This window comes from Sorangium sp. So ce726, from assembly GCF_051521405.1.
Lineage (GTDB): Bacteria > Myxococcota_A > Polyangia > Polyangiales > Polyangiaceae > Sorangium.
The window spans coordinates 10,573,281-10,599,087 of record NZ_CP150349.1; the positions used below are offsets into that span (position 1 = coordinate 10,573,281).

The 25,807-nt window shown below is 73.1% G+C and carries 18 protein-coding genes; 8 read left to right on the forward strand and 10 right to left on the reverse strand.

Features of this window, described 5'->3' with window-relative positions:
* Window positions 1-78: 78 nt before the first annotated feature.
* On the forward strand, window positions 79-1,338 hold the full coding sequence (locus WME79_RS39260; protein ID WP_437525604.1) for a metallophosphoesterase family protein: 1,260 nt from the start codon (window positions 79-81) through the stop codon (window positions 1,336-1,338).
* 169 nt (window positions 1,339-1,507) lie between these two features.
* Window positions 1,508-2,725, forward strand: a complete 1,218-nt coding sequence (locus WME79_RS39265; RefSeq protein ID WP_437525606.1) for a cytochrome P450 family protein — start codon at window positions 1,508-1,510, stop codon at window positions 2,723-2,725.
* 12 nt (window positions 2,726-2,737) lie between these two features.
* Here the strand turns inward: WME79_RS39265 and WME79_RS39270 are convergent, their stop codons facing one another.
* From WME79_RS39270 to WME79_RS39290, 5 genes are all read right to left on the reverse strand, one after another.
* A complete protein-coding gene (locus WME79_RS39270) occupies window positions 2,738-4,810 on the reverse strand; it encodes an amylo-alpha-1,6-glucosidase (protein ID WP_437525607.1) in 2,073 nt (690 codons plus the stop codon).
* On the reverse strand, window positions 4,800-6,746 hold the full coding sequence (treZ, locus tag WME79_RS39275; RefSeq protein ID WP_437525609.1) for a malto-oligosyltrehalose trehalohydrolase: 1,947 nt from the start codon (window positions 6,744-6,746) through the stop codon (window positions 4,800-4,802). The genes WME79_RS39270 and treZ overlap by 11 nt, the downstream gene beginning before the upstream one ends.
* Before the next feature lie 524 nt (window positions 6,747-7,270).
* A complete protein-coding gene (locus WME79_RS39280) occupies window positions 7,271-9,568 on the reverse strand; it encodes an ATP-binding cassette domain-containing protein (protein ID WP_437525611.1) in 2,298 nt (765 codons plus the stop codon).
* Window positions 9,565-12,348 (reverse strand): ATP-binding cassette domain-containing protein, encoded by a 2,784-nt coding sequence (locus tag WME79_RS39285; RefSeq protein WP_437525613.1) that lies wholly within the window; start codon window positions 12,346-12,348, stop codon window positions 9,565-9,567. The genes WME79_RS39280 and WME79_RS39285 overlap by 4 nt, the downstream gene beginning before the upstream one ends.
* 125 nt (window positions 12,349-12,473) lie before the next feature.
* The gene (locus WME79_RS39290) at window positions 12,474-13,643 is read right to left on the reverse strand and encodes an HlyD family secretion protein (protein WP_437525614.1); all 1,170 of its coding nucleotides are present in this window, start codon (window positions 13,641-13,643) and stop codon (window positions 12,474-12,476) included.
* Window positions 13,644-13,811: 168 nt separating this feature from the next.
* Between WME79_RS39290 and WME79_RS39295 the strand changes: the two genes are divergently transcribed.
* The 6 genes from WME79_RS39295 (at window position 13,812) to WME79_RS39320 (ending at window position 21,974) form a co-directional block, all read left to right on the forward strand.
* Window positions 13,812-14,027 carry a microviridin/marinostatin family tricyclic proteinase inhibitor gene (locus tag WME79_RS39295; protein WP_437525616.1) on the forward strand — a complete coding sequence of 72 codons (216 nt, stop codon included), beginning with the start codon at window positions 13,812-13,814 and terminating at the stop codon, window positions 14,025-14,027.
* 345 nt (window positions 14,028-14,372) lie between these two features.
* Entirely contained in the window at window positions 14,373-14,609 is a 237-nt protein-coding gene (locus tag WME79_RS39300) for a microviridin/marinostatin family tricyclic proteinase inhibitor (RefSeq protein ID WP_272103913.1), read from the forward strand.
* Window positions 14,610-14,660: 51 nt separating this feature from the next.
* Complete coding sequence (locus tag WME79_RS39305) at window positions 14,661-15,653, forward strand: MvdC family ATP-grasp ribosomal peptide maturase (protein WP_437540029.1); 993 nt, start codon at window positions 14,661-14,663, stop codon at window positions 15,651-15,653.
* Entirely contained in the window at window positions 15,650-16,675 is a 1,026-nt protein-coding gene (locus WME79_RS39310) for an MvdD family ATP-grasp ribosomal peptide maturase (protein WP_437525619.1), read from the forward strand. Before WME79_RS39305 ends, WME79_RS39310 begins: the two co-directional genes overlap by 4 nt.
* A 220-nt stretch (window positions 16,676-16,895) precedes the next feature.
* On the forward strand, window positions 16,896-20,849 hold the full coding sequence (locus WME79_RS39315; protein ID WP_437525621.1) for an AAA family ATPase: 3,954 nt from the start codon (window positions 16,896-16,898) through the stop codon (window positions 20,847-20,849).
* A gap of 36 nt (window positions 20,850-20,885) precedes the next feature.
* On the forward strand, window positions 20,886-21,974 hold the full coding sequence (locus WME79_RS39320; RefSeq protein WP_437525623.1) for an AAA family ATPase: 1,089 nt from the start codon (window positions 20,886-20,888) through the stop codon (window positions 21,972-21,974).
* 24 nt (window positions 21,975-21,998) lie between these two features.
* On the opposite strand, the gene WME79_RS39325 is transcribed toward WME79_RS39320, so the two are convergent.
* From WME79_RS39325 to WME79_RS39345, 5 genes are all read right to left on the reverse strand, one after another.
* Window positions 21,999-22,577, reverse strand: coding sequence for a hypothetical protein (locus tag WME79_RS39325; RefSeq protein WP_437525625.1), 579 nt, complete (start codon window positions 22,575-22,577; stop codon window positions 21,999-22,001).
* A 159-nt stretch (window positions 22,578-22,736) separates the two neighbouring features.
* Window positions 22,737-23,750: a hypothetical protein gene (locus WME79_RS39330; RefSeq protein ID WP_437525627.1), complete on the reverse strand. Its 1,014-nt coding sequence runs from the start codon at window positions 23,748-23,750 to the stop codon at window positions 22,737-22,739.
* Window positions 23,751-24,163: 413 nt separating this feature from the next.
* Entirely contained in the window at window positions 24,164-24,553 is a 390-nt protein-coding gene (locus WME79_RS39335) for a YidH family protein (protein ID WP_437525629.1), read from the reverse strand.
* A 35-nt stretch (window positions 24,554-24,588) separates the two neighbouring features.
* Window positions 24,589-25,308 carry a molybdopterin-dependent oxidoreductase gene (locus WME79_RS39340; RefSeq protein ID WP_437525631.1) on the reverse strand — a complete coding sequence of 240 codons (720 nt, stop codon included), beginning with the start codon at window positions 25,306-25,308 and terminating at the stop codon, window positions 24,589-24,591.
* 43 nt (window positions 25,309-25,351) lie between these two features.
* Entirely contained in the window at window positions 25,352-25,732 is a 381-nt protein-coding gene (locus WME79_RS39345) for a dihydroneopterin aldolase (protein ID WP_437525633.1), read from the reverse strand.
* Window positions 25,733-25,807: the final 75 nt, after the last annotated feature.

Here is a 25,807-nt window from a genome sequence, read left to right on the forward strand (position 1 = left end):
CGCTTCAGCCGAGCGCGATCCTCATCAGATGAGCAGCGCTCCTGGCGCCGAGCGGCTAAGCTCGGGCCGCGCCAGCCCATGAAGTTCGTCCACGCCGCCGACCTCCACATCGACAGCCCGCTCCGCGGGCTCGACCGTTACCCCGGCGCCCCCGTCGAGCAGATCCGCGGGGCGACCCGCCGCGCGCTCGAGAACCTCGTGAACCTCTGCCTCGCCGAGGAGGTCGACCTCCTGCTCCTCGCGGGCGACATCTATGACGGCGACTGGAAGGACTACAGCACGGGCCTGTTCTTCGCCGCGCAGCTCTCCCGCCTGCGCGCCGCCCGGGTGGAGGTGGTGCTCCTCTATGGCAATCACGACGCCGAGAGCAACATCACGCGTCACCTGGAGCTCCCCGAGAACGCGCGGCGGCTCGATCCCCGCCGCCCCGAGTCCATCGTCTTCGATCGGCTCGGGGTCGCCGTCCACGGACAGAGCTTCGCGACCAAGGCCGTCACCGACGATCTCGCCGCGGGGTATCCGGACGCGCGGGCAGGCCTCTTCAACATCGGCATGCTCCACACCTGCCTGGGCGGCCGCGAGGGCCACGACAACTACGCTCCTTGCAGCCTGAACACCCTCGTCGGGAAGCGATACGATTACTGGGCGCTCGGCCACGTGCACACCCGGGAGGTGCTCTCGCGCGATCCGTACATCGCGTTCCCCGGCAACCTCCAGGGCCGCCACGCCCGCGAGACCGGCGAGAAGGGCGCCCTCCTCGTCGCGGTGGACGAGGGCCGCATCACCTCGGTCGAGCACCGCCCCCTCGACGTCGTGCGCTGGAGCGCGTGCGAGGTCGATCTCTCCCCGGCCGCGAGCGCCGACGACATCGTGGATCTGACGCGGGAGGAGCTCGAGCGGCGCCTCGCCGAGGCGGACGGGCGCACGCTGGCCGCGCGGGTCTTCCTGTGCGGCGCGACGAAGGCGCACGCCGCGCTCCGCGCCGATTTCGAGCGCTGGACGGGGCAGATCCGCGCGATCGCCAACGATCTCGGCGGCGCGCTCTGGATCGAGCGCGTGCTCTCCCGGACGATCTCGCCGCTCCAGGTGGGCGCGCTGGAGGAGCGGGACGACGCGATCGGCCAGCTCACGCGCTCGCTGCGCGGGCTGCGCGACGACGAGGCGGGCCTGTCCTCGCTGCTGCGCGAGTTCGCGAGCCTCAGGAACAAGCTGCCGGTCGAGGCGCGCGAGGGAGACGACGCGATCCGCCTCGACGACCCGGCGTTCCTGCGCGATGCGCTCGACGACGTGGAGCACACGCTGATCTCGCGGCTGCTCGGCGCGAGCGACGCGCCCTGAAGGTCGGGCGCGGCCCCGCGGCGCGCCCGAGCTCCGACGCCGCGGCCTGGCGGCGCGCGGCTCTCCGACCGCCGCTTGACGGCGCGCTGTTCTCCACCATGCACACCTCGCGATCCGGCGTGACGCGAGCATCACCCCGAACGTCCGGACGCCATGAAACGGGGGAATCATGGTCGACCAGGACGCTTTTCCGGAGCTGTTCCATCCGAGCAGCCGCGCCGAGCCGCACGCGATCTACGCGCGCATGCGGGCCGCGGGGCGCCTGCATCGCCTCATTCACCCCCGCCTCGACGTGCCCATCTGGATGGCCGTGCGTTACGACGACTGCGTGGAGCTCCTCAAGGATCCGCGCCTGATCCGCGACTTCCACAAGCTCCCTGCCGAGGTGCGCCGGCGTTACTTCCCGCTCAGCGAGCGCACGACCGCCATGGATCGGCACATGCTCGACGCCGATCCGCCGGATCACACGCGCCTCAGGGGCCTCGTCCAGCGGGCCTTTTCGCCGCGAATGATGGAGGGGCTGCGCCCGCGCATCCAGGCGATCGCGGACGGGCTCATCGACGCGGTGATCGACCGGCGCCGGATGGAGCTCGTGGCCGACTTCGCGTTTCCGCTCCCCACCGCGGTGATCGCCGAGCTCCTCGGCCTCCCCGTCGAGGATCGCGACCGGTTCCGCCGGTGGACCAAGATCCTCCTCGCGCCCGCGAAAGATCGCGAGTTCGTGGAGCGCGCGCAGCCCGTGGTGGAGGAGTTCGGGGCGTACTTCCGGGCGCTCTTCGACGCGCGCCGCAAGGCCCCGCGCGACGACCTGATCAGCGCCCTCCTGCTCGCCGAGGAGCAGGAGCACAAGCTGAGCCCGACGGAGCTCTCGAGCATGGTGTTCCTGCTGCTCGTCGCGGGCCACGAGACCACCGTGCACCTCATCGCGAGCGGCATGTTCCTCCTGCTCTCGCACCCCGCGGAGCGGCGCCGGCTGGACGAGGACCCCGGGCTCGTCGGCTCCGCGGTGGAGGAGGTGCTGCGCTGCGAGGGCCCGGCAGAGCTCTCGACGATCCGCTGGCCGCTCGAGGACATCGAGCTGTTCGGCGCCCGCGTGCCGGCGGGAGAAGGGGTCGCGGCGGGTCTCCTGGCCGCGAACCGGGATCCGGAGCACTTTCCGGATCCGTACCGCTTCGACATCGGCCGCTCGCCGAACCGGCACATCGCCTTCGGGAGCGGTATCCACTTCTGCCTGGGCGCGATGCTCGCGCGGATCGAGACGGCGCTCGCCTTCTCGACGCTCCTCCGGAGGCTGCCGCGCATCGAGCTCGCCACCTCGCCCCGCGACATCGTATGGAGCGAATGGCCCACGATCCGCGGCCCGGCGGCGGTGCCTGTGGTGTTCTGAACGGGCGAGCGCTCAGCCCCCTGAGGGGGCCGTCCGGGCGTAGGCGCGCAGCACCTCGGCCACGCTCCACGCCTGCGCAACGCACCCACGGGGCGTGAACGGCGGCTCGGCGTCGAAGATCTCGCTGATCGAGCCGGCGCAGGCCTCGTCGAGGTGCGGCGCGAAGCCCTCGAGCAGGCGCCGCGACCCGGCGAGATCGGTGGGATACACCTTCAGCCAGGCGTCGATGAACGGGCCCATGAGCCACCCCCACACGGTGCCCTGGTGATAGGCCATGTCCCGCGCGCGGAGGTCGCCGAAGTACTTCGGTTTGTAGTCCGGGTGCCCCGGCGCGAGCGACCTGAGGCCCACGGGCGTCCAGAGCCGCTCCTTCACCTGATCGACGATCCCCTTCCAGCGCGCGGGCTCGAGGACGGGGTGAGGCAGCGAGATCGCGAGGAGCTGGTTCGGCCGGAAAGCGTCATCGGCGCCCTGCTCGCCGTCGATCACGTCATAGAGATAGCCGTGCTTCTCGGACCAGAAGCGCCGGTTGAAGGAGGCCTTGACCTGCTCGGCGGCGGCCCCGTAGCGCTTCGCCGCGCCGTCGCCGTCGGACTCGCGCGCCCAGCGCTCGATGAGGCGCAGGGCGTTGTACCAGAGCGCGTTGATCTCCACGGGCTTCCCCCGGCGTGGCGTGACCACGTAGTCGCCGACCTTCGCGTCCATCCAGGTCAGCTGAACCCCCTCTTCCCCCTGGCGGATCAGGCCGTCCTGCGGGTCAGCGCGGATGCCGAAGCGCGTCCCGCGGGTGTGGTGCTCGACGATATCGATCAGCGTGGGGAGGATGAGCCGGAGCGTCTCGCGATCTCCGGTGGTCGCCAGGTAGCGATCGAGCGCGTGGAAGAACCAGAGGGTGGCGTCGGCGGTGTGGTAGAGCCCGTCGTTCTTGCCCTCCGGGAACATGTTGGGGATGAGGCCGTCCTTCACGTAATGGGCGAACGTGCGCAGGATGTAGCCCGCCTCCGTGTGGCGCCCGGTGACGAGCGTCAGCCCTTCGAGGCTGATCATGGTGTCCCGGCCCCAGTCGGTGAACCAGTGGTAGCCCGCGATGACGGTGCGCACCTCGTCCCCGGCGGCCCGGGCGCGGGCGGCGTCCTCGACGCGGCCCGCGGGGCTGATGAGGAACTGATCGGCGCCGAGGACGAGCTCCGCCGCCGGCCCGGTGCGGACCTCGGGCGCCGCGGCGAGCAGGAGCCGTGTCCGGCGCTTGCGCTCCGCCCGCTGCACCTCGTCCGTGGAGAGGGCGTTGAGCGTCTCCCAGGCCTCCGTGGACGCGATCAGGGTCACGCTGCCGGAGACCGGGAGCTCGAGGCTGAAGCGGCCAGGGCTGTAGAACTCGCCGACGGCGTCGTATCCGCGGCTCTGCTCGATCCGGTAGCGCACGTTGCGCAGGCGGGCGCTCTCGATCCTGAACTCGGCCCGAGCGCCCTGGACCTTCAGCCGGAGCGGCGGCAGGTCGCCCGGCGACGCGAGCTCGTAGCGATCCTCGACCACGGTGAGCGCATAGGGGCCCGCCACCGGCCGATCGAGCGCGCCCTCGTGCGGCCGGAAATTCACCCACGGCTGGAGCTCGATCTGCACCGGCCCCGTCCCCTCGACGAGCGTGTACGTGACATGGACCGTGTTCTGCGCGTGGGGCATGAGGAGGCGCCGCTCGATCGCCATCCCCGCGCCCTCGTAGCGCCAGACGGGGAGCCCGGCCTCGAGGCGGAACTCGGCGAGATCGATGACCTGCGCGGCGCCGTCGTCGAGCCAGGGCTCCTGACCGCCCACCTGATACACCCTGTCCTCCGCGGTGAAGATCCGGGTGGAGAGATCGCTGAGCATCATGGTGCGGCCGAGGGGGGCCGGCAGCGCGGAGATCAGCAGTCCATGGAAGCGGCGGGTGACCGCGCCGGAGACGGTGCCCGACGCGTAACCGCCGAGGCCGTTCGTGACGAGCCATTCCCGCGTGAGCGGGTCCGAGCCGCGCTCGGCGTCGTCCTGCGAGGTGGGGGCGGCGCCCCGGGACCAGACCATCCTCCGGCAGATCTCGTCAGCGTACATGCTTCTTGGGCTCCTCTGGGCGCGGGCTTTCGCTCGTCTTCTCGGGCACCGGCGTCCCGACCACGGGGTGGAGGAGGATCGCCGCCTCGCCCGGGATGTGGACGCCCTCCTCGGTGATGACAGGTGGGCTGCCCTGGCCCCCGTAGCGGGGGGACTCGCTGGACCACGACGTCTCCCAGCGGCGCCCCGGCGGCGGGGCGAAGAGCGGCTCCGGCAACGACCCTCGATGGATGTCCCGCCCGAGGTTGACGAGGAGCAGCCGGTCGTCGCCGTCGTCGCCGAAGTAGCGCAGGAGGAAGGCGTCGGCCGAGAGGACGGCCCCGTCGACGCCGCGCGGGCGCTGGGCCCGGATCACCGGATCGCGCCGGCGGAGCGCGATGAGGTCCTCGTGGAGGGCGTAGATGGCGGCGTTGCGCTCGCGCTCGGAGAAATCGAGCTTGCAGCGCTCGAACGTGCGCGGGTCGCTCGGATCGTCGAGCTGCGCGCGGACCTCGGGCACCGAGCAGGACGGGAACTGCTCGAGGAACTCCGCCCTGCCCTTGCGCACGAGCGGGGCGAGCTCGGGGTTGTGGTCGGCGAAGAAGAGGAACGGCGCCGAGGACCCGAACTCCTGCCCTTGAAAGAGCATGGGTGTCCCCGGGGCGAGGAGCAGGGCCGCCGACATCGCCCGGAGCCTGCCCGGGCTCACGATGTGGCAGAGCCGCTCGCCTCGCGCGGTGTTGGCGACCTGATCGTGGTTCTCCAGGAAGAGGACGAAGCGGGCCGGATCCACGCCGAGCGCCGGCGTCCCTCGCCGCTGCTTCTGCCAGTGATAGCGCTGCCCCTGGAAGAGGAAGCCGTGCTTCAGGGCAGAGAGGAGCTCCTGGGGCGAGCCCTCGTGATCGCTGTAATAGGCCTCGCCATGGCCGGTGAGCGCCACCTTGGCGCTGTGGTGAAAATCGTCGTTCCAGATCGCGTCGAGCCCGTAGCCGCCGCGCTCGGCGGCGCGGATCAGCCACTCTTCCTGGGACTCGTTCTCGGCCACGAGGAACGTCTCCTTGCCCTTCGCCGCCTCCCGCGCGCGGCGCGCGATGGCGGCCAGGATGTGGTCCTTCGAGCCATCGTAGATGTTCTGCGTCGCGTCGAGCCGGAGCCCGTCGAGGTGGAACTCGTCGATCCAGTAGCCGGCGTTGGTGATGAAGTACTCCCGCACCGCCTCGGAGCGCGGGCCGTCGAAGTTGATCGCCGCTCCCCAGTCCGTCTTGTGACGATCGGTGAAGTAGTCCCTGGAGAACTGGCCGAGATAGTTGCCGTCCGGGCCGAGGTGGTTGTAGACGACATCGAGGATCACCGCGATCCCGACGCGGTGCGCCGCGTCCACGAAGCGCCGGAGATCGTCCGGGCTGCCATAGAGGCGCGTCGGCGCGAAGAGATTCACGCCGTCGTACCCCCAGTTGAAGCGGCCGGGGACCTCGGCGATGGGCAGCAGCTCGATCAGGGAGATGCCGATCCGCGCGAGCTCCGGCAGCTCGCGGGCCGCGGACTCCCATGTGCCCTCTCGGGTGAAGGTCCCGACGTGCATCTCGTAGACGACTTGCCCCTTCAGCGGGGCGCCCCGGAATGCCGCGTCGCTCCATGAGAACGCGGCGGGATCGATCACCTCGGAGGGCCCGTGCGGCCCCTCCGGCTGAGACCGCGAGGCGGGATCGGGATAGAGCGCCTCACCGTCGTCGAGCCGGAACCGGTAGCGGGTGCCGCTCGCGGCGGACGCGACGAGCGCCGCGAAGTAACCGCCCTCCTCGGGCCGCATCGGGGCGGCCCCGCCGCTCCCCGGCCCGGCCTCCAGGACGACCTCGACCTTGCGCCGGGCTGGCGCCCAGACACGGAAGTGAACTCCTTTCCCGGCGAGCACCTCCGCGCCGACGGGCAACCGCCTCTCGGTCTTGAATTCCGGCATTGAAATGAATTCTAGGCGCAACACAGATGACGTCCAGCGCCGATATGCACATGACGACGCTACCGCTGTCACTGCTCAGTTGTCGAGCGCAACGTGCCTTACGGAGTTGCCTGAGATCGATCAGGGGCAAACCGACATCGAGGTCAGCGCTGTCTGTGTGGCGAAATTGCGCGACGTGAGCTCGCTCTGAAGCTCGCGCGCCGCTGGGCTCCTCCTTGCCCAAGGCATGTGTTCGTGAACACGAAACAGAACGAGACAGGAAGCGACGAAACGAGATGGGAGAGGCCATGAAGGGGACTTGACAGCCTTGCGACAGGTCGTATCCCGAAAGCGATCGGGATCCACGCGTCCTCTGATGCCTGCACACGTGGCGCGAGGCGCGCGTGACGCTGTCCTCGAGAGAGTTCAACGCAAAGACGCAAAGACGCAAAACTAAATTTTGCTCTTTCTTTTGCGCCTTTGCGCCTTTGCGCCTTTGCGTTGAACTCTCTCCGGCTCCCTGGCCGGACGTCCGGCGGGCGGTACTACGGGTGGGCGATGACCACGAGGGTGCGCGCGCGCCGGAGCACGCAGCGCAGCGCTCGCTCCAGCGTCTCCGGGTCGAGCGCCGCGAAGCTCTCGTCGAGCACGACGACCTCGGCGCCCTGGAGCAGCGCGCGCGCGATGTAGAGCCGGCTTCGCTCGCCGTGCGAGAGCTGCCAGCCCGTCTCGCCCACCACCTGCTCCAGCCCTCCCGGCATCCGGCCGAGCAGCTCGCCCAGGCCGAGCTCGTGGCAGATCTCCTCGGCCTCCGCGAGGTCGTCGGGCCTCGGCGGCCAGCGCCTGCCCATCAGCAGGTTGTACGCGAACGTCCCGGCGAGGACGTGGTTCTCGTGGAACTGCGGCGCCGCGGCCACGCGGCGCCGCCACGCGGCGGCGCCCAGCATGTGGCGGTCGAGCCCGTTCAGCAGCAGCAGCCCCGCGTCGGGCGCGCGCAGCCCCGAGAGCAGCGCGCTCAGCGTCGACTTCCCGCCGCCCGAGGGCCCCTCGAGCAGGATGCGATCACCCGCCGCGATCCGCACCGACACGTCGACGACCGCGGGGCGCGCCCGTCCCTTGTGCCGGAACGACAGCTCGTGCGCCTCCAGGACCACAGCGCGGGCTTCGACGTCCCGCGCGTCCCCCGCGCCGACGGGGCCGCCGGCGGCCTCCTGCCCGCGCGCGCGAGCCGGCGATCGCCCCGCGTCGGGGGGCAGCGGCGGCGGCGGCGGCCCGCCGCGGGCGGCCGCCTGGAACAGCGTGGAGACCTGCTCCCACGCGATCGCCGCGCTGGCGAGGCTCGACAGGCCACCCGACAGGCCCTGGAGCGCGCGGCTCGCGAGCAGGACGCCCCCCAGCGCCACCGCGTACGCCCCGGCGGAGGCGGTGCCCGCGAGGAACGGCGGCAGGAGGCCGATGATGCCCGCGATGAGCCAGCCGCGCGGCATCAGCGCGCCGATCTCGATCTGGCTCCGGTCGATGTCGCGCGACCGCAGCACGTACTGGGCGAGCGCCTCGTCCTCGCCGTGGTGCCAGCGGCCGTGGCGCTCCTGGGCAAGGCGGGTCCGGTGGCCGACAAGGCGCTCGATGAGGTCGTGCGTCATCGCGAGCCGCGCGGCGGTCCAGCGCGCGCGCCGCCGGTAGAACCGCACGCAGAGCGCGACGACCAGGACCGCCCAGGCGACGAGCAGCAGCGCATGGATCGCGCCCGCTGCGCCCTGGGCGAGCACGGCCACCGCCGCCGCGAGCTCGAACGCCGACGCGACCGCCGCGACGCCGCCGCCCATCGCGAGCCCCTCGATCGCCTCGGACTCGATCACGCGGCCGAGGAAGCGGCCCGCGCCCTCGCTGCGCACCTCCTCGGCGTCGAGCGCGAGCGCGCCCGAGAGCAGGCGCTGCTTGACCAGCGCGCTCGAGTCGATCGCGACAAGGCCGGACAGCCACGCCATGAGCTGGCGCAGCGGCACGACCGTCGCGAGCAGCAGCGCACCGGCGACGAGCCACCCCTCGTCGAGGTGGTCGTCGAGGATGCTGCGCCCCACGGTCATCCACACCAGGATCCAGAGCGTGTAGGCCGACGCGTGGGCCGCGAGCAGGCCGAGGAGGCGGCGCGGGATCCGCGCGGCCAACGCCTGCCGCGCGAGCGGCGCGCCCGGCGGCAGGCGCAGGCTCCAGATGCCGTCGACGATCACGGGCCCGAGGCGCTCGTGGAGCAGGGCCCGCCGCGCGCGCCCGCGCCGCCGCGGCTGCACGGCTGCGCGCGCGAGGACGCGCTCGATCTCCGGGAGCACCTGCGCCTCGATCGGGCGGCAGATGCGGCCGGCGATCGCCTCGACCGGGACGCGCGCCGTGGAGCGGTCGGCGCGGAGCGCTGCGAGGTCGCGCCCCCTGCGCCCCACGAGGGCGAGGAAGCGGGGCGCCCCGCCGTCGCGCAGCCACACGAGCGCGGGCGCGACGCGGAGGAGCGCCTCGCCGATCTCGTCGTAGCGCGCCGCGATCGGCTCCGCCTCGACGCCGAGGTACGCCGCGGCCTGATCGATCCACGCCCCGAGCGCGTCCGCGCTGCGGAGGTGCCCGGCGGTCGGGACGGGCGCCGCGACCGCGCGCGGGCCGAGGCTGCTCTGCGTCGCGAGCGCCTCGAGCGCGTCGCCGAGGCGCTCCGCCGGCCACTCGAGGGCGCCGAGCGAATCGACCGCCTGGTCCGGCTGCGCTCCCCACCCAGGTTGCGGTCTGGCCCCCCACCCAGGTTGCGCCTCCGCCCCGTCTGGCCGGCCCTCCCACCCAGGTTGCGCCTCGGCGGTCACCTCCGCTCGCCCTCCGGTGGCGCTCCGGCGCCCTCCCCCGCTGCGCCGGCGCCCTCCGCCGCCGCCTCGGCGATGCGCCCGCGCGCGACCCTCAGCCGGCGCCACCCGCCGCTCGACCAGAGCCCTCGCTGCACGGCCGCCTCGGCCTCGAGCAGCGCGCGGTAGCGCGAGCCGGGGCGCGCCGCGAGCTCGGCCGGCGCCCCGTCCTCGACCACGCGCCCGCCGTCCACGACGAGCACCCGCTCGAACGATCGCGTCTCGCCGACGTCGTGGGTGACGCACAGGAGCGTCGCGCGGCGGAAGCGCCGCCGCGCCCGGGCGAGCAGCGCCCGGCGGCGCTCTCTGTCGAGGCCGCGGAACGGCTCGTCGAGGATCGCGAGCCGCGCCTCGCTCCGCAGCATCGCCCGGCCCAGGCGCAGGCGCTGCCCCTCGCCGCCGGAGACGAGCCCTCCGCCCTCGCCGAGCAGGGTCTTCTGCCCCTCCGGCAGCCGCTCCAGCACCTCGCGCAGCTCGGCCTCCTCGACGACGGCGCCGAAGTCGGCCGCGTCGTCGGGCGCGCCGTAGCGGAGGTTGTCGAGGAACGATCGGTTCCAGATCTGGACCGCCGGGTCGACCCACGCGGTCTCCTCGCGCAGCGCGCGCACCCGCTCGCCGTCGAGGGGGCGGCCGTCGACGAGCACCCTGCCCTCGCTCGCCCGGTGCCAGCCGAGCAGGACCCCGACGAGGCTCGACTTCCCTGCGCCCGAGGACCCCACGATCGCCACGTGGCTGCCCGCCGCGATCTTCAGATCCACCCCGTCGAGGATCACGTGACCGGCCGCCTGGATGCGCACGCGCTCGAAGGTGATCGCACAGCCCGCGCCGCCGGCGCCCCCTTGCACGAGCGGCGCCGCTGCGGCGGGCGCGGCGCTGCCGGCGCGCAGCTCCTCCGGCGCGCCGAGCGGCTCGAGCAAGCGCAGCGCCGTGTTGCGGTGCCCTGGGTACTGGAGCAGCGTGCTCGCGAGCGCCTGCCCGATGGCAGGCAGCGCGAGCGCCCAGTAGAAGAGCAGGAGCGCCCGCGAGAGGGCGCCCCCGCGGGCGAGGAAATCGCCGAGGATCCACGCGGCGAGCGCGAAGCCGATCAGCGCCTGCGCCCCGTCGACGGCGAGCGCGGCGCGGAGGAGCGCGCGGCCGGCGAGCGCCCACTCCCCGAGCAGGCCCGCGTGCTCGCGCCGCACGGCCCGCTCCGCCGCGTGCGCCCGGATCGGCACGAGGCCGAGGAGGGCGTCGAGGTAGAAGCTCGTGAGCGCGCCGGCGTGGGTGCGGACGCGCAGGTCTCGCTCGACGAGGACGCGATTCCCCGCGAACGGCAGCGCGAGCGCGAGCGCCGCGCCCGGCACGGCGAGGCGCGCGCTCGCGGGATCGATCCAGACGATCGCGGCCGTGGTGACCGCGAGGTCGAGCGCCGAGCGCGCGATCTGGCCGCCGAACGTGGGCAGGCCGCGGAGCACGTGCAAGCTGTGACCGCGCTGCGCCATGTCCGAGGCCGGGCGGCTCTGGAAGTAGCGATCGCCGATGCGCGGGATCTTCGCGAGGAACGCCATCCGCAGCCGGACCTCGAGGTGGCGCCCGAGCCGGATCATCCCCGTGGTCAGCGAGAGATCGAGGGCGAGCTCCACCGCGAGGAACGCGGCGAGGGCGATGAGGGCGGCGAGGCGCTGCTCGAACAGCGCGAGATCGTTCGAGATCTGGAGCAGGCCCCGGAAGAGGAGGCTCTCCAGCACCACCGTCGCGACGCTCAGCAAGAGCGCGCCGGCGAGCACGGCGGGCGTCAGCAGGCCGTCCTCGCGGATCATCCGGAGGAGCGCGCGCCCAGGCGGGATCTCGCGCTCCGTGAGGGCGGCTGCGAGGTCGGGGGGGAGGCGCGCCTCGCCGCGTGCCCCCGCCTCGCCGCGTGCGCCCGCCTCGCCGCGTGCCCCCGCCTCGGCGTGCACCGTGGGCTCGGGGACGCCGGCGCCCGGCGCGCTGTCGCGGCCTGCCGGCGCGCGGGCGAGGCTGAGCGGGCGCCGCCCGCGGATCCGCACGAGCACGGCGCCCCGCGTGAGGACCATCTCCTCCCCGGACGGGTCGGCCGGCCCTGGACGCGCCGTCCAGAAGCCAGGCGGGATCATCTCCTCCCGGGCGGCCGCAGCGTCTCGATCGAGCAGCGCGCCCAGCACGCGCGCGGCCTCGCGGCCCCGCCCGAGGCCGCCGGAGCGCACGAGCGACGTGACCAGGCGCGCGCCGGCGTCGAGCGCGGCGATCGCACGCCAGTCCCGGTCCGACAGCGCCGCCTCGATCGGCCGCGTCCCTGCGCCGAGCCACGCGAGCCGGCGCCCGAGCGGCCGCGTGAACCCGTCGCTCGCGGCCCACGCGCGGAAGTCCGCCGCGGACAGGGGCAGCTCGTGCTGGTAGAGTTCGGCCTCGAGCTGCCGTCGCGTGACCCAGCGCCGCCCCGTGCCCGGGTCCATGAGCTGCGCGAGGCCGCCGTGCCGGCGCCAGATCACGACGATGTGGAGCGGCCCGGTCGACTGCCGCACGATGGCCAGGGCGGGCAGCGCCTGGGCCTCGTCGAGGAGCACGTGCTCCGGCGGGACGAGGATCTGCTGGGCCACGAGCCCGAGCTGCTCCGCGAGGTCCTCCAGGGTGTCGATGGAGGTGCCGTCGACGTCGGTCTGGCAGGCCTCGCGCAGGCGCCCGTAGCTCACGCCGACGCCGAAGCCCTCGAGCACGCACTTGAGCGTGGCGGGCCCGCAATCCATCGCCGAGGTCTGCACGACCTCCGGCGCGAGGAGCCTCCGCCTCGGGCTCGGCGGCCGGCGGCGGGGATCCGCGCTCGCTGCTCGCTCCGACGCGGATCGTGGATCGGCGCCAGCCGTCCCCTGGCTCACCCGTCCGCTCCGCCGCGGACCCTCACGATCTGCCCTGCTGCCCGCAGCACGAGCGACGCCGGCGAGACGCGCTCCATCTCGATGACGACGTTGCCGGGGAGCCCGTGCTGCATGGGGATCGGCGACGCGGGATCGGGCCGCACGCCGAGCTCCACGCGGATGCGGCCCTCCTGCGCCTCGCTGGCGACACGCTCGACGGTGGTGGCCAGGGTGCCGTATTCGGTCCAGGGGAACGCGTCGAGGCGCAGGCGCCCCGCCTGCCCCGCGCGGATCCGCCCGACGGAGGAGGGCGGGAACTCCGCGATCACCTTGAGCTCACCGGGCGGGACGACGGCGGCCACGACGTCCCCTTCGCGCACGAAGGAGCCGGCCCGCAGCACCGTGATTTCACCGACCCGCCCGGCGATCGGCGAGCGGATCTTGCGCCGCTCGATCTCGGCGAGCAGCCCCTCGATCGTCGCCTCCAGCACGAGCCGCTCCCCCTCGAGCGAGGCCGCCTCGCGGTCGAGCCGCGCGAGCTCGGCCTGCTGCTCGCTCTGCCCCGTGCGTCGCTCGACGCCGGCCCGCGCGGCGGCGCGGTCGAGCGCCTCGGTCGCCGAGCGCCGCGACAGCGCCTCGGCCGCGAGCCGCGCCGCCTCGGCCTCGGACACGAGCCCGTCCTGCCGGAGGCGCACGGCCCGCGCCGCCTCGAGCTCCTGGAAGCGCGCGCCCGCCTCCGCCTCCTTGAGCCGCGCCTTCGCCTCATCGATGCGCGCGCGCGCCGCCTCCGACCCGTCGCGCAGCGCCTGCGAGCGCGCCGCGATCTCGGCCCGGAGCGGCCCCATCTGCCCCGCGATGGCCGCGAGCCGGGCCTGCTTGTCGTCTATCTCGCGGCGGAGCGGCTCCACGTCGAGCTCGACGAGGACGTCGCCCGCGGCGACCTCGGCCCCGAGGAGGTCGAAGCGGACCGCGGCGACCCTCCCCCCGAGGGGCGCCTCGACGCGGTGAGCCGCCTGCCCCACCTCGAGGCGCGCGCTCACGCTCGCCTCGTACTGCCCGACGCGCGCGAGGAAGAACCACGCGAGCCAGCCTCCGAGCAGGAGCGCGCCGATCGCGGCGCCGACGATCGAGCCGCGATGGCCGTCGGTCGCGATCACGTGGATCGAGCGTGAGAACCCGGCGGGCATGAGGGGTCGCGCCAAGGTACACGAGCGAAGGATGCGCAGGAAGTCGCACCCATCGCCCGGGTAAAGGCGATGAGCCTGGCAAAACTTCACGTGCAGCGCGGACCGATTGCATGAATGCTCTCCTCCGCGGCTTCGCCGCATGGCAGTACATCGATTTGGAGGTTTCCAATGGCTGACATCGATCGTGATCCCGAGCAGAAAGAGCAAGACGAGCAGGCGGAGACGGTGCCCTTCTTCGCTCGCTACCTGGAAGATCAGAAGCGCATCCGGACCGGCGTCAAAGCCGGGGGCATCTACCAGACCCTCAAGTACCCGTCGGACAGAGACGAGTACGTCACCCTCAAATATCCCTCTGACGGCGACGAAGATCTGGCCGTGAAATGAGCAGCGAACAGCGGGCGGAACGCAGCGAAGCCGCCCGCGACATCGCGCAACATCGCGTTCCCCCCGTACCGACGCGTAACCAAGCTCAACACGATTCAGTACAACCAAACGCCCCGTGATTGCCCCGTGATTGCCCCGTGATTAAACGATAGCCGCAACAGCGGAATCGAAGGATCACGGGATCGCGGAATCACCACGTCGAGCCGCTGCAATCGTGCTGAAAAGCTCTGAAAAGCGCCAAAGATGGCCCTCGGGCTTGCGCCCCCGCCTGGCGGCTCGCTATGTTATCTCTCTTGTCCTCGGCGGCTCCGTCGCCGCGGCAACGCAACCATCTGGAGGTATCCCATGGCCGATATCGACAACCGTGAGCCCGAGCAGCAGGAGCAGAAGGACGACGCCGAGGCGGTGCCGTTCTTCGCTCGCTTCCTGGAGGATCAGAAGCGCGTCCGTACCGGCGTCAAGGCCGGCAGGCCGCCCTTCCAGACGCTGAAGTACCCGTCGGACCAGGAGGACGGCGGGGGGGGCGGGAAGGATCCCATCTTCACCACGCTGAAGTACCCGTCGGACGGCGACGAGGCCTGAGCACCGCATGGACCGCCCGCGCCCGTGCGAGAGAGGCACCCTGACGTGACGATGGCGAGCGCGAGCGTCCTCCTGGTCTCGCACTCACAGGACGACTTCGGGATCGGGCGCGTGGCGGAGGCGCTGCGAAGGCGCGGCGCTCGCCCCGTTCGCCTGGACGTCGACCGGTTCCCTCGCGACATCACGCTCTCGACAGCGCTCGGGCCGGGCGGCGTGCGCCGCCGCCTGGAGGACGCCGGGGCCGCGATCGGCGGAGACGAGATCTCCGCGGTCTGGCTCCGGCGCCTCTGGGCGCCGAACCTCGGCGAGGGCATCCCCGAGGCCTACCGCGGCGCGTGCGTGCGCGAGTCGATGGCGGCGCTGACCGGCTGGCTGCGCGGGCTCCCCGCGCGGCGCTGGATCAACGAGCCGGCGGCCGAGGAGCGCGCCAATGACAAGCTGCGCCAGCTCGCGGCAGCCGCGTCGGTCGGCCTGCGCGTCCCCGAGACGCTGGTGACGAACGACCCCGGCGAGGTCCGCGGCCTCTTCGCGCGCCTCGGGGGGAACGTGGTCGCCAAGATGCTCACGCCCTTCTCGACCAGCCTCGCTGGCGGCGCGCCCTTCGTCTTCACGCACGCCGTCGCGGAGGCCGACCTCGACGCCCTCTCCGGGCTGCGCCAGAGCCCCATGATCTTCCAGGAGCGCATCCTCAAGGCGCGCGAGCTCCGCGTCGCCTGCGTCGACGGCCGGTGCTTCCCGGGCGCGCTCGACGCGACCCGCTACGAGTCGATCGCGGTCGACTGGCGCCACCCCGACGTGAGCGAGGTCGGCATCGGGTGGGAGCCGGACGCCCTCCCGCGCGACGTCGAAGCGCAGCTCGGCGCGCTCCTTCGCGCCCTCGGGCTGGTCTTCGGGGCCGTCGACCTCATCCGGACGCCGGACGGAGAGCACGTCTTTCTCGAAGTGAACCCCGCCGGCGAGTGGGGCATGCTGGAGCGGGATCTCGGCCTGCCGATCGCCGACGCGCTGGCGGAGGCGCTGCTCGCTCCGACGGAGAACCGGTGACAGTCCTCATCATCACGCACAGCGAAGACAACGAGTGCATCGACCGCGTCGCCGCCGCGATCGCCAGGCTGGGCGGCCGGGCCTTCCGCTTCGACACCGACGCTTTCCCTGCGGGGGCGCGGCTCTCGCTCTCGTCGGGGGCCGGGGCGGGCCGCTCCACGCTGACCACCCGGGACGGCGCGCTCGACCTCGGCGACGTGACCGCCGTCTGGTATCGCCGGGTCGCCTACGGCGCCAGGCTGCCCTCGTCGATGGATCCGCAGCTCCGGAGCGCGTCGGTCCACGAGGCGAAGCAGACCGCGGAGGGCATGCTCGCGGCGTTCCGCGTCCCGCAGGTCGACCCCTTGCCGGCGGTGCGCTTCGCGTCGAACAAGCAGGTGCAGCTCGACATCGCGCGCGAGGTCGGCCTCGACACGCCGCGCACGCTCACGACCAACGACGCCGATGCGGCGCGGGCCTTCGCCGCGACCTGCCCGGGCGGGGTGATCGCCAAGATGCTCTCGTCGTTCGCCGTCTACCGCGACGGCGAGGAGCAGGTGGTCTTCACGAACGCCCTCGAGGCCAAGGACCTCGCCGACATGCGGGGGCTCTCGCTCTGCCCGATGACCTTCCAGGAGAACATCCCGAAGGCGCGCGAGCTGCGGGTCACGGTCGTTGGCGAGCGCGTCTTCACGGCCTCGGTCGACTCGCAGGCGGCGCCCGGCGCCGAGGTCGACTGGCGGCGGCAGGGGATCGAGCTCATCGACGCCTGGCGCAAGGACACGCTCCCGCCCGACGTCGAGACGGGCGTGCTCCGGCTGATGGATCAGCTCGGCCTCAACTACGGCGCGATCGACATCCTCCGCACGCCGGACGGCCGGCACGTCTTCCTCGAGGTCAACCCGTCCGGCGAGTTCTTCTGGCTGGAGCGCACCCCCGGGCTCCCGATCAGCGAGGCGCTCGCCGAGGTGCTGCTCGGCAAGGCGCCGCGGCGCGGCTCGTGGAGCGCCTTCCTCCACACGCCGGCGACGCAGCCCCGCTGAGCTGATGGCGCAGCGCCGCTGAACGGAGCGGACGCTCGGCGCCGCCCGCCCGCCCGCCTGCCGCTTCCACCACGACACGACCCGCCGCCCTCTCATCGGACGGACGGGCGCCGCGCAACGCGCCCGGCGCCGCGCGGTGCGGCTTGACAACGCCCGGAGGTTCCGCACTTGCTATCCGTTCAGGGGAGGGCACCGCCCCCTGCGCCCGGCAAGCGATCTCGTGAAGATCCTAGAGCTCCACCTCCTCGCGTTCGGCCCCTTCACGGATCTCCGGCTCGACTTCTCCTCGCCGTCGCCGGGCCTCCACGTCGTCTACGGCCCCAACGAGGCCGGAAAGAGCACCGCGCTCCGGGCGATCCGCGGCCTGCTCTACGGCATCCCGCACATCACGCCCGACGCCCACCTGCACCACAACACCGAGCTCCGCGTCGGCGGCCGGCTCGCGGGAAGGGGCGACGCCGCGCTCGCGCTCGTCCGCCGCAAGGGGCGCGTGAAGACGCTCCGCGACCCGGACGACAACCCCCTCGACGACGCCGCGCTCGCGCCGGTGCTCGGCGGCGTGACGGAGGAGCTCTTCCGGACCTCCTTCGGGCTCACCCACGAGACGCTCCGCCAGGGCGCCGAGGCCCTGCTCCAGGGCAAGGGCGACGTCGGTCAGAGCCTGTTCGGCGCGGGGCTCGGCGGGCCGGGGCTGCAGCAGCTGCTCGCCACGCTGCGCCAGGAGGCGGACGAGATCTTCACGCCCCAGGCGAGGACCCGCCCCCTCAACGAGGCCATCAAGGCCTTCGAGGTGGCCCGCAACGGGGCCAGGAGCGCCGCTCACCCGCCCGCGGACTGGACGCGCAAGCGGCAGGAGATCGACGAGCAGCGAGCCGAGCAGGAGCGCGTCGACGCGGAGCTGCGCGCGCTCCGGTCGACCGACAAGCGGCTCCGGCGCGCGCTCCGGGTGCTCCCGCTGCTGGAGGCGCGGCGCGCGATCCTGGGCCGGCGCGCCGCCCTCGGCCACGTCGTCCTGCTGCCCGAGAGCGCGCAGCGCGACCGCGAGGACGCCCAGGATCGCGCCGCCGACGCGGGCGCCCAGGCCTCGAGGCTCCGCGCCGACATCGCGGAGCTCGAGGCCCGCCACGCCGCGCTGGAGGTCCCCGCGTCGCTCGCCGACCTCGACGCGGGCGCGATCGACGGCCTCGTGACCCGGCTCGGGAGCCACCGCAAGGCCGCCGTCGATCTGCCGCGCGTCCGGGCGGAGCTCCACAGCATCGAGGAGGACGCGCGCGCGATCCTCCGCAGGCTCGGGCGGGACGCATCGCTCGCCGGCGGCGACGACCCCGAGCGGCTGGAGGCGATGCGCGTCGACGTCGCGACCGAGGCGCGCATCAAGAAGCTCGCCCGCGAGCGCGGCGCCGCCGAGGCGAAGCCGCGCGAGGTGGAGCGGCTGCTCTCGGCGCACCGCGCGCGGCGCGACGCGTGCGCGCGCAGGCTGGCCGAGCTGCCGCCGGGCGAGGATCCCGCTCCGCTCCGCGGCGCGCTCTCTCGCGCGCAGAAGCAGGGCGACCTTGAGCACCGCCTCCGCGAGGCCACCGCCGCGGCGGCGCAGCTCGCCCGCGAGGCCGACGCGCAGCGCGATCGGCTCGGCCTCGCGGCAGCGCGGCGGACGCGCCTCGACGCAGGTGGCGCGCCCGAAGGCCGGCCGCTCTCCGCGGCCGAGGCGAGCGCCCTGCCCGTCCCGCTCCCCGAGACGGTCGACCAGGCGGCCGCGCAGTGGGGCGCGCTCGCCCGGGAGCGCGAGCGGCTCGGCGAGCGCGCCGCCGAGATCGAGGCGCGCCTCCGCGAGAGCGCCCGCGAGATCGACGCGCTCCAGCGCGCCGGCGCCGTCCCCACGGAGGCCGACCTCGCGGAGGCGCGCGAGCGCCGGGACGCCGCCTTCAAGGCGCTGGTGCGCGCCCTCCAGGCGAAGGCGGGCGCCCGCGCGGCGGCCGCGGCGATCCACACAGCCACGCTCTTCGACGTCGGCGCGGACGCGCCCGCCTCGCCCGGGGCGCGGCGCAGGCCGTCGCTCGCCGCGCGCGACGAGCCGCCGGCCGCCCGCGGGAAGCCCGACGAGTACGCCGACCTGGTCCGCGCCGCCGACACCCTCGCCGATCGGCTGCGCCGCGAGGCCGACCGGGTCGCCCGCCTGGCGCGGCTCCTCGCGGACGAGGCGCGGGCCCAGGCGGACCAGGCGCAGCTCGCCGCGGAGCGCGCCGCGCTGGCGCGCCGGGTCGAGGAGGCCGAGGCCGCGTGGCTCGAGCTGTGGCGGCCCGCGGGCGTCGTCCCGCGCTCCCCCGAGGAGATGCGCGGCTGGCTCGGCCGCTACGCGGCCCTCACCGCCACGGTCGACCGGCTGCGCGCCGCGGAGGCCGAGGCCGAGGCGCTGCGGGCCCGGATGCACGCGCACGCGGCCGAGCTCCACGCGGCGATCCAGGGCGCGCGCGCCGCGCCGGGCGCCTCGCGCGGGGACGCGGCCGGCGTGGGCTCGCGCGGCGATGCGGCGAGCGTGGGCGCGCGCGGCGATGCGGCCGGAGCGCCGGAGGACGCGCCCGCGCGCCTCCCGGCGCTCGTCGAGGCCGCGGAGCAGGAGCTCGCGGCCATCGAGGGCGCGGCCCGGGAGCGCAAGGAGCTCCTGCGGGAGCGCAAGGAGCTCGAGCGCGAGATCGAGGACCTCGAGCGCGAGCAGGCGCAGCACGCGCGCGCGCTCGAGGCGTGGCGGGCCGAGTGGGCCGAGGGCGTGCGGCCGCTCGGCCTGCCTGGCGACGCCTCCGCGGACGAGGCCACGGCGATCCTCGACGAGCTCGGCGCGCTGTTCCGCAAGGCGGACAGCGCCGCCCACGAGCGCCGCCGGGTGCGCGGCATGGAGCGCGACGCCCGGGCGTTCGCGGCCGACGTCGCGGAGCTCGCGTCCCGGCACGCGCCGGACCTCGCCCCGCTGCCGCCGGATCAGGCCGCCGATCAGCTGATCAAGCGCCACCACAAGGCGCGCGCCGACCTCCGCGAGCGCGGCGAGATCGCGCGGAGCCTGGCCGACAAGCGCCGCGAGCTGGATCAGCAGGAGGCGCGCCGCGCGGCCGCCGCAGCGCGCCTCGCCAAGCTCTTCGAGGCGGCGGGCGTCCCGCGCGGCGGTGACGACGCCGACGACGTCGCCGCGCTCTCCCTGGCGGAGGAGCGCTCGCGCGAGGCGCGCCGGCTCGACCGCGAGCTCGTCGAGAACGAGGGCAAGCTCCTCGAGGCGGGCGAGGGCGCGGGCATCGCCGCGCTCGAGCAGGAGACCGCGGGGGTGGAGCGGGACGCGCTCGCGCTCGAGCTCGACCGGGCGGAGGAGCGCCTCGCGGCGCTCGAGGACGAGCGGCGCCGGATCGACAGGGCGCTCGGGAGCCTCGAGCAGGAGCGCGAGCACCTCCGTGCGACGGTGGGCGCCGCGGAGGCCGCCGCGGAGGCGCAGATCTGCCTCTCTCACCTGCGCGGCGAGGTGCGCCGCTACGTGCGGGCGCGCCTCGCCGCGGTGCTGCTCGAGCGCGAAATCGAGCGCTACCGCGAGCGCAACCAGGGCCCGATCCTGGCGCGCGCGAGCGCGCTCTTCCACCGCCTGACGCTGGGCGCCTTCGCCGGCCTCCGGGTGGGCTACGACGAGAGCGAGCAGGCGATCCTCCGCTGCGTCCGCGCGGCGGCGTCGGGCGCGGGGGTCGGCGGGGCAGCGGCCGCGAGGGCGCCCGCGCCGGACGGCGCGGCGGAGCCCGCGAAGGCGCCCGCGGACGCAGCGGCAGAGCCCGCAAAGGCGCCTGCGGATGCAGCGACAGAGCCCACGAAGGCGCTCACGGACGCAGCGGCGGAGCCCGCGAGGGCGCCGGTGCAGCGCGAGGTGGACGTGACGGGCCTGAGCGACGGCACGCGCGACCAGCTCTACCTCGCGCTGCGCCTCGCGAGCCTCGAGCACCACGCCCGCACGGGCGAGCCGATGCCGCTCATCCTGGACGACATCCTGATCCATTTCGACGACGACCGCGCCCGGGCTGCCCTCGCGGTGCTCGGCGAGCTCGCGGGGACGACGCAGGTGCTGTTCTTCACGCACCACGCGCGGCTCTGCGAGCTCGCGCGCGAGGCGGTGCCGGCCGACGTGCTCCGCGAGCACCGCCTGCGGTAGGAAGGCCGGTGCCCACGTCAGGCTATCCTGGGCGGGATGACGGTCCAGGAGCTCCATGTCGCCGGATACCGCTCGATCCGTGAGCTGACGCTCCCCCTCGCGCAGGTCAATGTCATCGTCGGACCGAACGGCGTCGGCAAGACCAACCTCTATCGCACCATGGTGCTGCTCGGCGCCGCGGCGAGCGGGACCTTCGCGCGCACGCTGGCCGAGGAGGGCGGGATGCCCTCGGTGCTCTGGGCCGGCCAGCGCAGCAAAGGCCCCGTGCGGATGACGCTGCGGGTGCGGCTGGATCAGCTCGTCTACGAGCTTCAGTGCGGGCTGACGCCGCCGCCTGGAGGGCCGTTCGAGCTGGACCCGGACATCAAGGAAGAGAACCTCTGGTTGCTCGACAAGCGCCGCCGCCTGCCGATGCTTGAGCGGGCCGCGAGCTCGGCTTTCGCGCGCGACGCGGAGGGCCATCGCGTGACCTTTCCCTTCTCGCTCTGGGGCTCGGAGTCGGTGCTGGCGCAGGTGGTGGAGCCGCACCGCTTTCCGTTGCTCTCGGTGGTGCGGCAAAAGCTGATGAACTTCCGGTTCTATCACCACTTCCGCACCGACTCCGGCGCGCCGTTGCGGGTCGAGCAGGTCGGGGTGCGGACGCCGGTGCTCAGCACCGATGGCCACGATCTGGCCGCGGCGCTGGCGACGATCCTGGATATCGGCGACAGGGGCGCCTTGAAGGATGCCGTCTCCAGCGCGTTCCCTGGCGCGTCGCTCGAGGTCTCCTCGACGCAGGGGCGGTTCCGCGTCGAGCTCAGGTTGCCAGGGATGTCGCGGCCGCTCGACGCCCGCGAGTTCTCGGACGGCACGGCGCGCTATCTCTGCCTCCTGGCGGCGCTGCTGAGCCCGAGGCCTCCGCTGCTGATGGCGCTGAACGAGCCGGAGACGAGCCTGCATCCGGATCTGCTCGGGCCGCTCGGAGATCTCCTTGTGCACGCGGCATCCCGGAGTCAGCTGTGGATCACGACACACTCCCGCCCGCTGGCAGAGCGGCTCCGGAAGGCGACGCCCTGCCGGCTCATCGAGCTTGGCAAGAAGGGTGGAGAGACGGTGCTGGCAAGCGGCGCGGCGGAGGATGAATGACGTTCGCCCGAGGTCTTCTCGTGTTCATTCGGTGCTCCATCGAAGCACAGGACCAGCGAGGACGACGAAGGCCACGTTGCCCGGAAGCACAGGACTATCCCCGCCGACCCAATGCACATGGGCGCTCGTCGACCAGCCCAGCGACCCTGCGAAGTACGAGTTAACCTGCGCATGCCCGCCTATCGCCACCCCGGCCACGCGCCCGCACAAGGCGACGCCGCACGACGGCATGTCGTAGAACGCGACCGATGGCCCCAGACTGAAATTGCCGTCCTCCCACGCAACTCCGACGTCGAGTGATGTCTGATTGTAGACACCGAGCCCGCCGTCCTGGGTCGCCAGGAGGATGGTGCACAGGTCGTGGACCGTGAACAAGAAGTCCCGCTCGAAGGGCCACGATATCCCCGCTTGTGGACCCACCGCGGGGCGAGAATCGACGCCGATCTGAATCCACCCGAAGCTCGCACCGGCGCTCATTTCGGCCGCTCCTGCGCGCGCCGGTGCGACGAGGAGCGCGAGGGCGACCACAACCGCCCATGAGATCTTCTGCCGGACTCGTGTGACCATGGTCCCCTCCCCTTTTCCCCAGCGGACGAGCAACATGACGACGCGAGCCGTCCTACTGACGGTGAAATTGGACGTCAACCGGGATTCGGGCAGGGACGTCCTGATGGACGTGGGTTGTACCGTCCAGAGGTTGCGCCCATCGCGCGCCGGCGAGTCGCCGTCTCCGAGGTGGCCGCCGGCGACACGCTCACACGCTCACGCTGGACACGGCCCGGTGCACCCCTCACCGCCGCAATCGACGCCGGCCTCGTCACCGTTCTTCACGCCGTCCGTGCAGGTAGGGGCCTCGCAGGCGCCAGCCCAGCACACGCCGCTCTTGCAGTCCGCGCCGGTCTCGCAGCCCCTGCCCGGCTCGCAGCGCGGGCAATACTGCTTGCCGCAGTCGACGCCAGACTCACGGCCGTTCTTCACCCCGTCGCTGCAGCTCGGGATCATGCAGCTATCGTTCGTGCACACGCCGCTCATGCAGTCCGTGGCCGCGCGGCAGCGGTCCCCCGCCTGGCAGGGCCGGCACGGGCCACCGCAGTTGAAGCCGGTCTCCCCGAGACCGGCGTCCTGCACGTCGTTCACGCAGTGCTCCGGCACGCACCAGACGCCATCACACGCGCGCCCGCCGGGACAGCGCAGCGACGCGTCCGTGTCGACGCACTGCACGCAGGCGCCCTCATGGCACCGCCCGTCGCCCGAGGCGGGGCACGTGACCTCGTTCAACAGGAGGTGCTGCGGCTCATCGACCTCGCAGAAGTCGAGGGTGCACTGGTTGCCATCATCGTAGACATCCTGGGCCGCCACGCTGACCACGCGGCCGTCGGCTGTACACTTCTCGATCTTGCAGTCGCCCCGGATCTGCGACTCGATCGGCCCTTCGTGGATCTCCACCGCGCACGCGCCGTCCACGCACCGCCCCGCGCCGCACCGCGGGTCGGGCGGGCCAGGGCACTCCGCGTCGCTCTCGCAACCGAGGGGCGGCACCGGCAGCCCGGAGCACTTCTCGGTGCCCTCTTCGGTGCCCTCCGCGCACTCGTCGCAGGTGAGGCACGCCTTGAAACATTCCGAGTCCTGCTCGCCACGCGAGCCCCCCTCGCCGCGCGCGCAGCAGATGACCTTGTCCGGCTCGCCGCACACGCAGCGCTCATCGACGCAGACCGTGCCCGGCACGTACTGGTGGTCCGACTCGCAGTCATCCGTGACCGCGCAGTCTCCGCCCATATAGGGCACGTCACCACATGCAAAGAACGTCGCTGGGCCGATGAGAAGAATGCAACCAACAAACCAAGGCGCGATGGGCCTACCCATGCTCCAGTCCTCCGGCACGAGGCTGAGGCGCCGGCACCCTGGCGGCCCCAATCCGCCGGGGTGTCGTTTGCCTGTCATCCGAGGCGCGCACTATGCCGCGTCGGGCCCGCCGCCGTCACGCAAGTTTTCGCCAGAATGCGCGGCTGGCGAGTCAGCCTTCCAGCAGGGAAGGCGCGCTGTCGAAGGGAGGGAAAACGGTGCTCGTCAACGGAAAGCCGCTGATGGACACCGTGTTCTCCGCCGGGCCGCGAGGAGGGAACGTCCGCGGCCTTGCGCGCCCGCTCGCCGGGTCGCGCCGTATCACGCCGGGACGCTTCGCCTCCGGCTCACGAGGCGAACAGCCAGGCGATGCTCGCTGCGCCGGCCAGGAAGAGCGCCGCCGTGAAGATCAGGATCGCCGTCCGGTCAGGTCGGTACTCCCCGCGATCGATGGCGCGAGCGACGCGCAGGTAACGCATCGCGGCCCACGCGATGAGCGCCATCCCGAGCACGACCATCCCTGCGCCGACGCCCACGACCTCGCGCAGCAGCGACCGCGGCCCTCCCGGCGCGGCCGGCGGCCCCGCCTCCAGGAAGTAGAGGCTGACCCGGTTGAGCGTGATGCCGAAGCTGAGCAGCGCGATCGCCGTGCGCACGTAGGCGAGGTGCGTCCGCTCGTTGGCCAGGTGCTCCCTCGCGTAGGCCTCCGTGCGCTTCACGCTCTCCTCGCCGGGCATGGTGGCTCGCCGTCCTCAGCGCGCGGCGCCCCGCTTTAGCGGCGGCCGTACCGATCGTCGAACCACGGGTACGCCGTGTTCGAGTAGCCGCGGACCTCCCAGAACCCCGGCTGATCCACCGCGGTGAACGTGATCCGCCGGACCCACTTCGCGCCCTTCCAGGAGTAGAGCTGCGGCGTGATCATCCGCACCGGGCCCCCGTGCTCGCGCGGCAGCGGCTTGCCCTCCCAGGTGTGGACGAGCAGCACGTCGGGCAGCATGGCCTCCTCGAGCGGCAGGTTCGTCGTGTAGGGGGTCTGCGTGCCGGGCGCGATGTCGCTCGCCTCGATCAGCACGAAGCGCGCGTCCGCGAGCGGGCGCGCGCGCGCCGCGATGTCGGCGAACCGGACGCCGATCCAGTGGTTGTCCAGGCGGCTCCAGGTGGTCACGCAGTGGAAGTCGGACACGTCGAGCGTCTGCGGCAGCGCCATGAACTCTTCCCAGGAGTAGGTCCGCGGCGCCTCGCAGAGCCCGTCGATCTCGAGCTGCCAGCCCTCGGTCGAGATGTCCGGCGTATCGCCGAGATCGAGCACCGGCCAGTTCTTCACCTCGCGCTGACCGATCGGCAGCCTCGGCATCCCGTGCCGGTTCGGCGGCCCGCTGCCCATCGGCGCGAGCCCGCCGAAGGCGCCCGTGCCGCGCGCCGCCTGCCGCTCGGCGAACGCCTGCTTGCGCTCGATCAACGACCTCGCCCGCCGCCCTGCGTCGTCCGCCATGACGTGACCATGGCGAGAGCTCAAGAAGCCTGCAAGAGCGAGCTCATCCGACCTTGCGGCCCGAGAGCTCCACGGATGCGGCATCTACCGACACCGACGTCGGGGGGCCGAACTTCTTGACCTGAACGGTCACGAGGAGGGCCGGCGTGTCGTCGAGCACGCGCTCGATGATGCGCTCGGCGAGCGTCTCAAGCAGCTTGTACGACGCGCTCGTGCCGGATTCGACGACGAGGCTCGCGAGCTTGTCGTAATCGAAGACGCGCGCGCGCGTGTCCGCTCGAGGCAACAACGAGATCGGGAGCTCCACCTCCAGGCACACGACGAAATCCTGGGGCAGGTCGCGCTCGGCGCGAGACACGCCGTGCTTGGCGCGAAAGCGGATGCCGTCAAGGCGGATCCGGTAGGTCTGGATCGCGGACTCCATCGGCGCCCCCTAGCACGCCTTCCGGCCGGCTTCCGCCGCAAGAATGCCAGGCGGCAGCCTCGCCCGCTCGCCGCG

What these genes read in the sequence shown, in the direction of transcription:
- treZ (WP_437525609.1), bottom strand. Translation starts at nt 6,746, where the DNA reads ATGCCGGAATTCAAGACCGAGAGGCGGTTGCCCGTCGGCGCGGAGGTG.
- WME79_RS39305 (WP_437540029.1), top strand. Translation starts at nt 14,661, where the DNA reads ATGGCGAGCGCGAGCGTCCTCCTGGTCTCGCACTCACAGGACGACTTC.
- WME79_RS39290 (WP_437525614.1), bottom strand. Translation starts at nt 13,643, where the DNA reads ATGCCCGCCGGGTTCTCACGCTCGATCCACGTGATCGCGACCGACGGC.
- WME79_RS39335 (WP_437525629.1), bottom strand. Translation starts at nt 24,553, where the DNA reads ATGCCCGGCGAGGAGAGCGTGAAGCGCACGGAGGCCTACGCGAGGGAG.
- WME79_RS39260 (WP_437525604.1), top strand. Translation starts at nt 79, where the DNA reads ATGAAGTTCGTCCACGCCGCCGACCTCCACATCGACAGCCCGCTCCGC.
- WME79_RS39325 (WP_437525625.1), bottom strand. Translation starts at nt 22,577, where the DNA reads ATGTTGCTCGTCCGCTGGGGAAAAGGGGAGGGGACCATGGTCACACGA.
- WME79_RS39300 (WP_272103913.1), top strand. Translation starts at nt 14,373, where the DNA reads ATGGCCGATATCGACAACCGTGAGCCCGAGCAGCAGGAGCAGAAGGAC.
- WME79_RS39320 (WP_437525623.1), top strand. Translation starts at nt 20,886, where the DNA reads ATGACGGTCCAGGAGCTCCATGTCGCCGGATACCGCTCGATCCGTGAG.
- WME79_RS39330 (WP_437525627.1), bottom strand. Translation starts at nt 23,750, where the DNA reads ATGGGCGGAGACTGCGCGGTCACGGATGACTGCGAGTCGGACCACCAG.
- WME79_RS39340 (WP_437525631.1), bottom strand. Translation starts at nt 25,308, where the DNA reads ATGGCGGACGACGCAGGGCGGCGGGCGAGGTCGTTGATCGAGCGCAAG.
- WME79_RS39270 (WP_437525607.1), bottom strand. Translation starts at nt 4,810, where the DNA reads ATGTACGCTGACGAGATCTGCCGGAGGATGGTCTGGTCCCGGGGCGCC.
- WME79_RS39345 (WP_437525633.1), bottom strand. Translation starts at nt 25,732, where the DNA reads ATGGAGTCCGCGATCCAGACCTACCGGATCCGCCTTGACGGCATCCGC.
- WME79_RS39295 (WP_437525616.1), top strand. Translation starts at nt 13,812, where the DNA reads ATGGCTGACATCGATCGTGATCCCGAGCAGAAAGAGCAAGACGAGCAG.
- WME79_RS39265 (WP_437525606.1), top strand. Translation starts at nt 1,508, where the DNA reads ATGGTCGACCAGGACGCTTTTCCGGAGCTGTTCCATCCGAGCAGCCGC.
- WME79_RS39285 (WP_437525613.1), bottom strand. Translation starts at nt 12,348, where the DNA reads ATGGATTGCGGGCCCGCCACGCTCAAGTGCGTGCTCGAGGGCTTCGGC.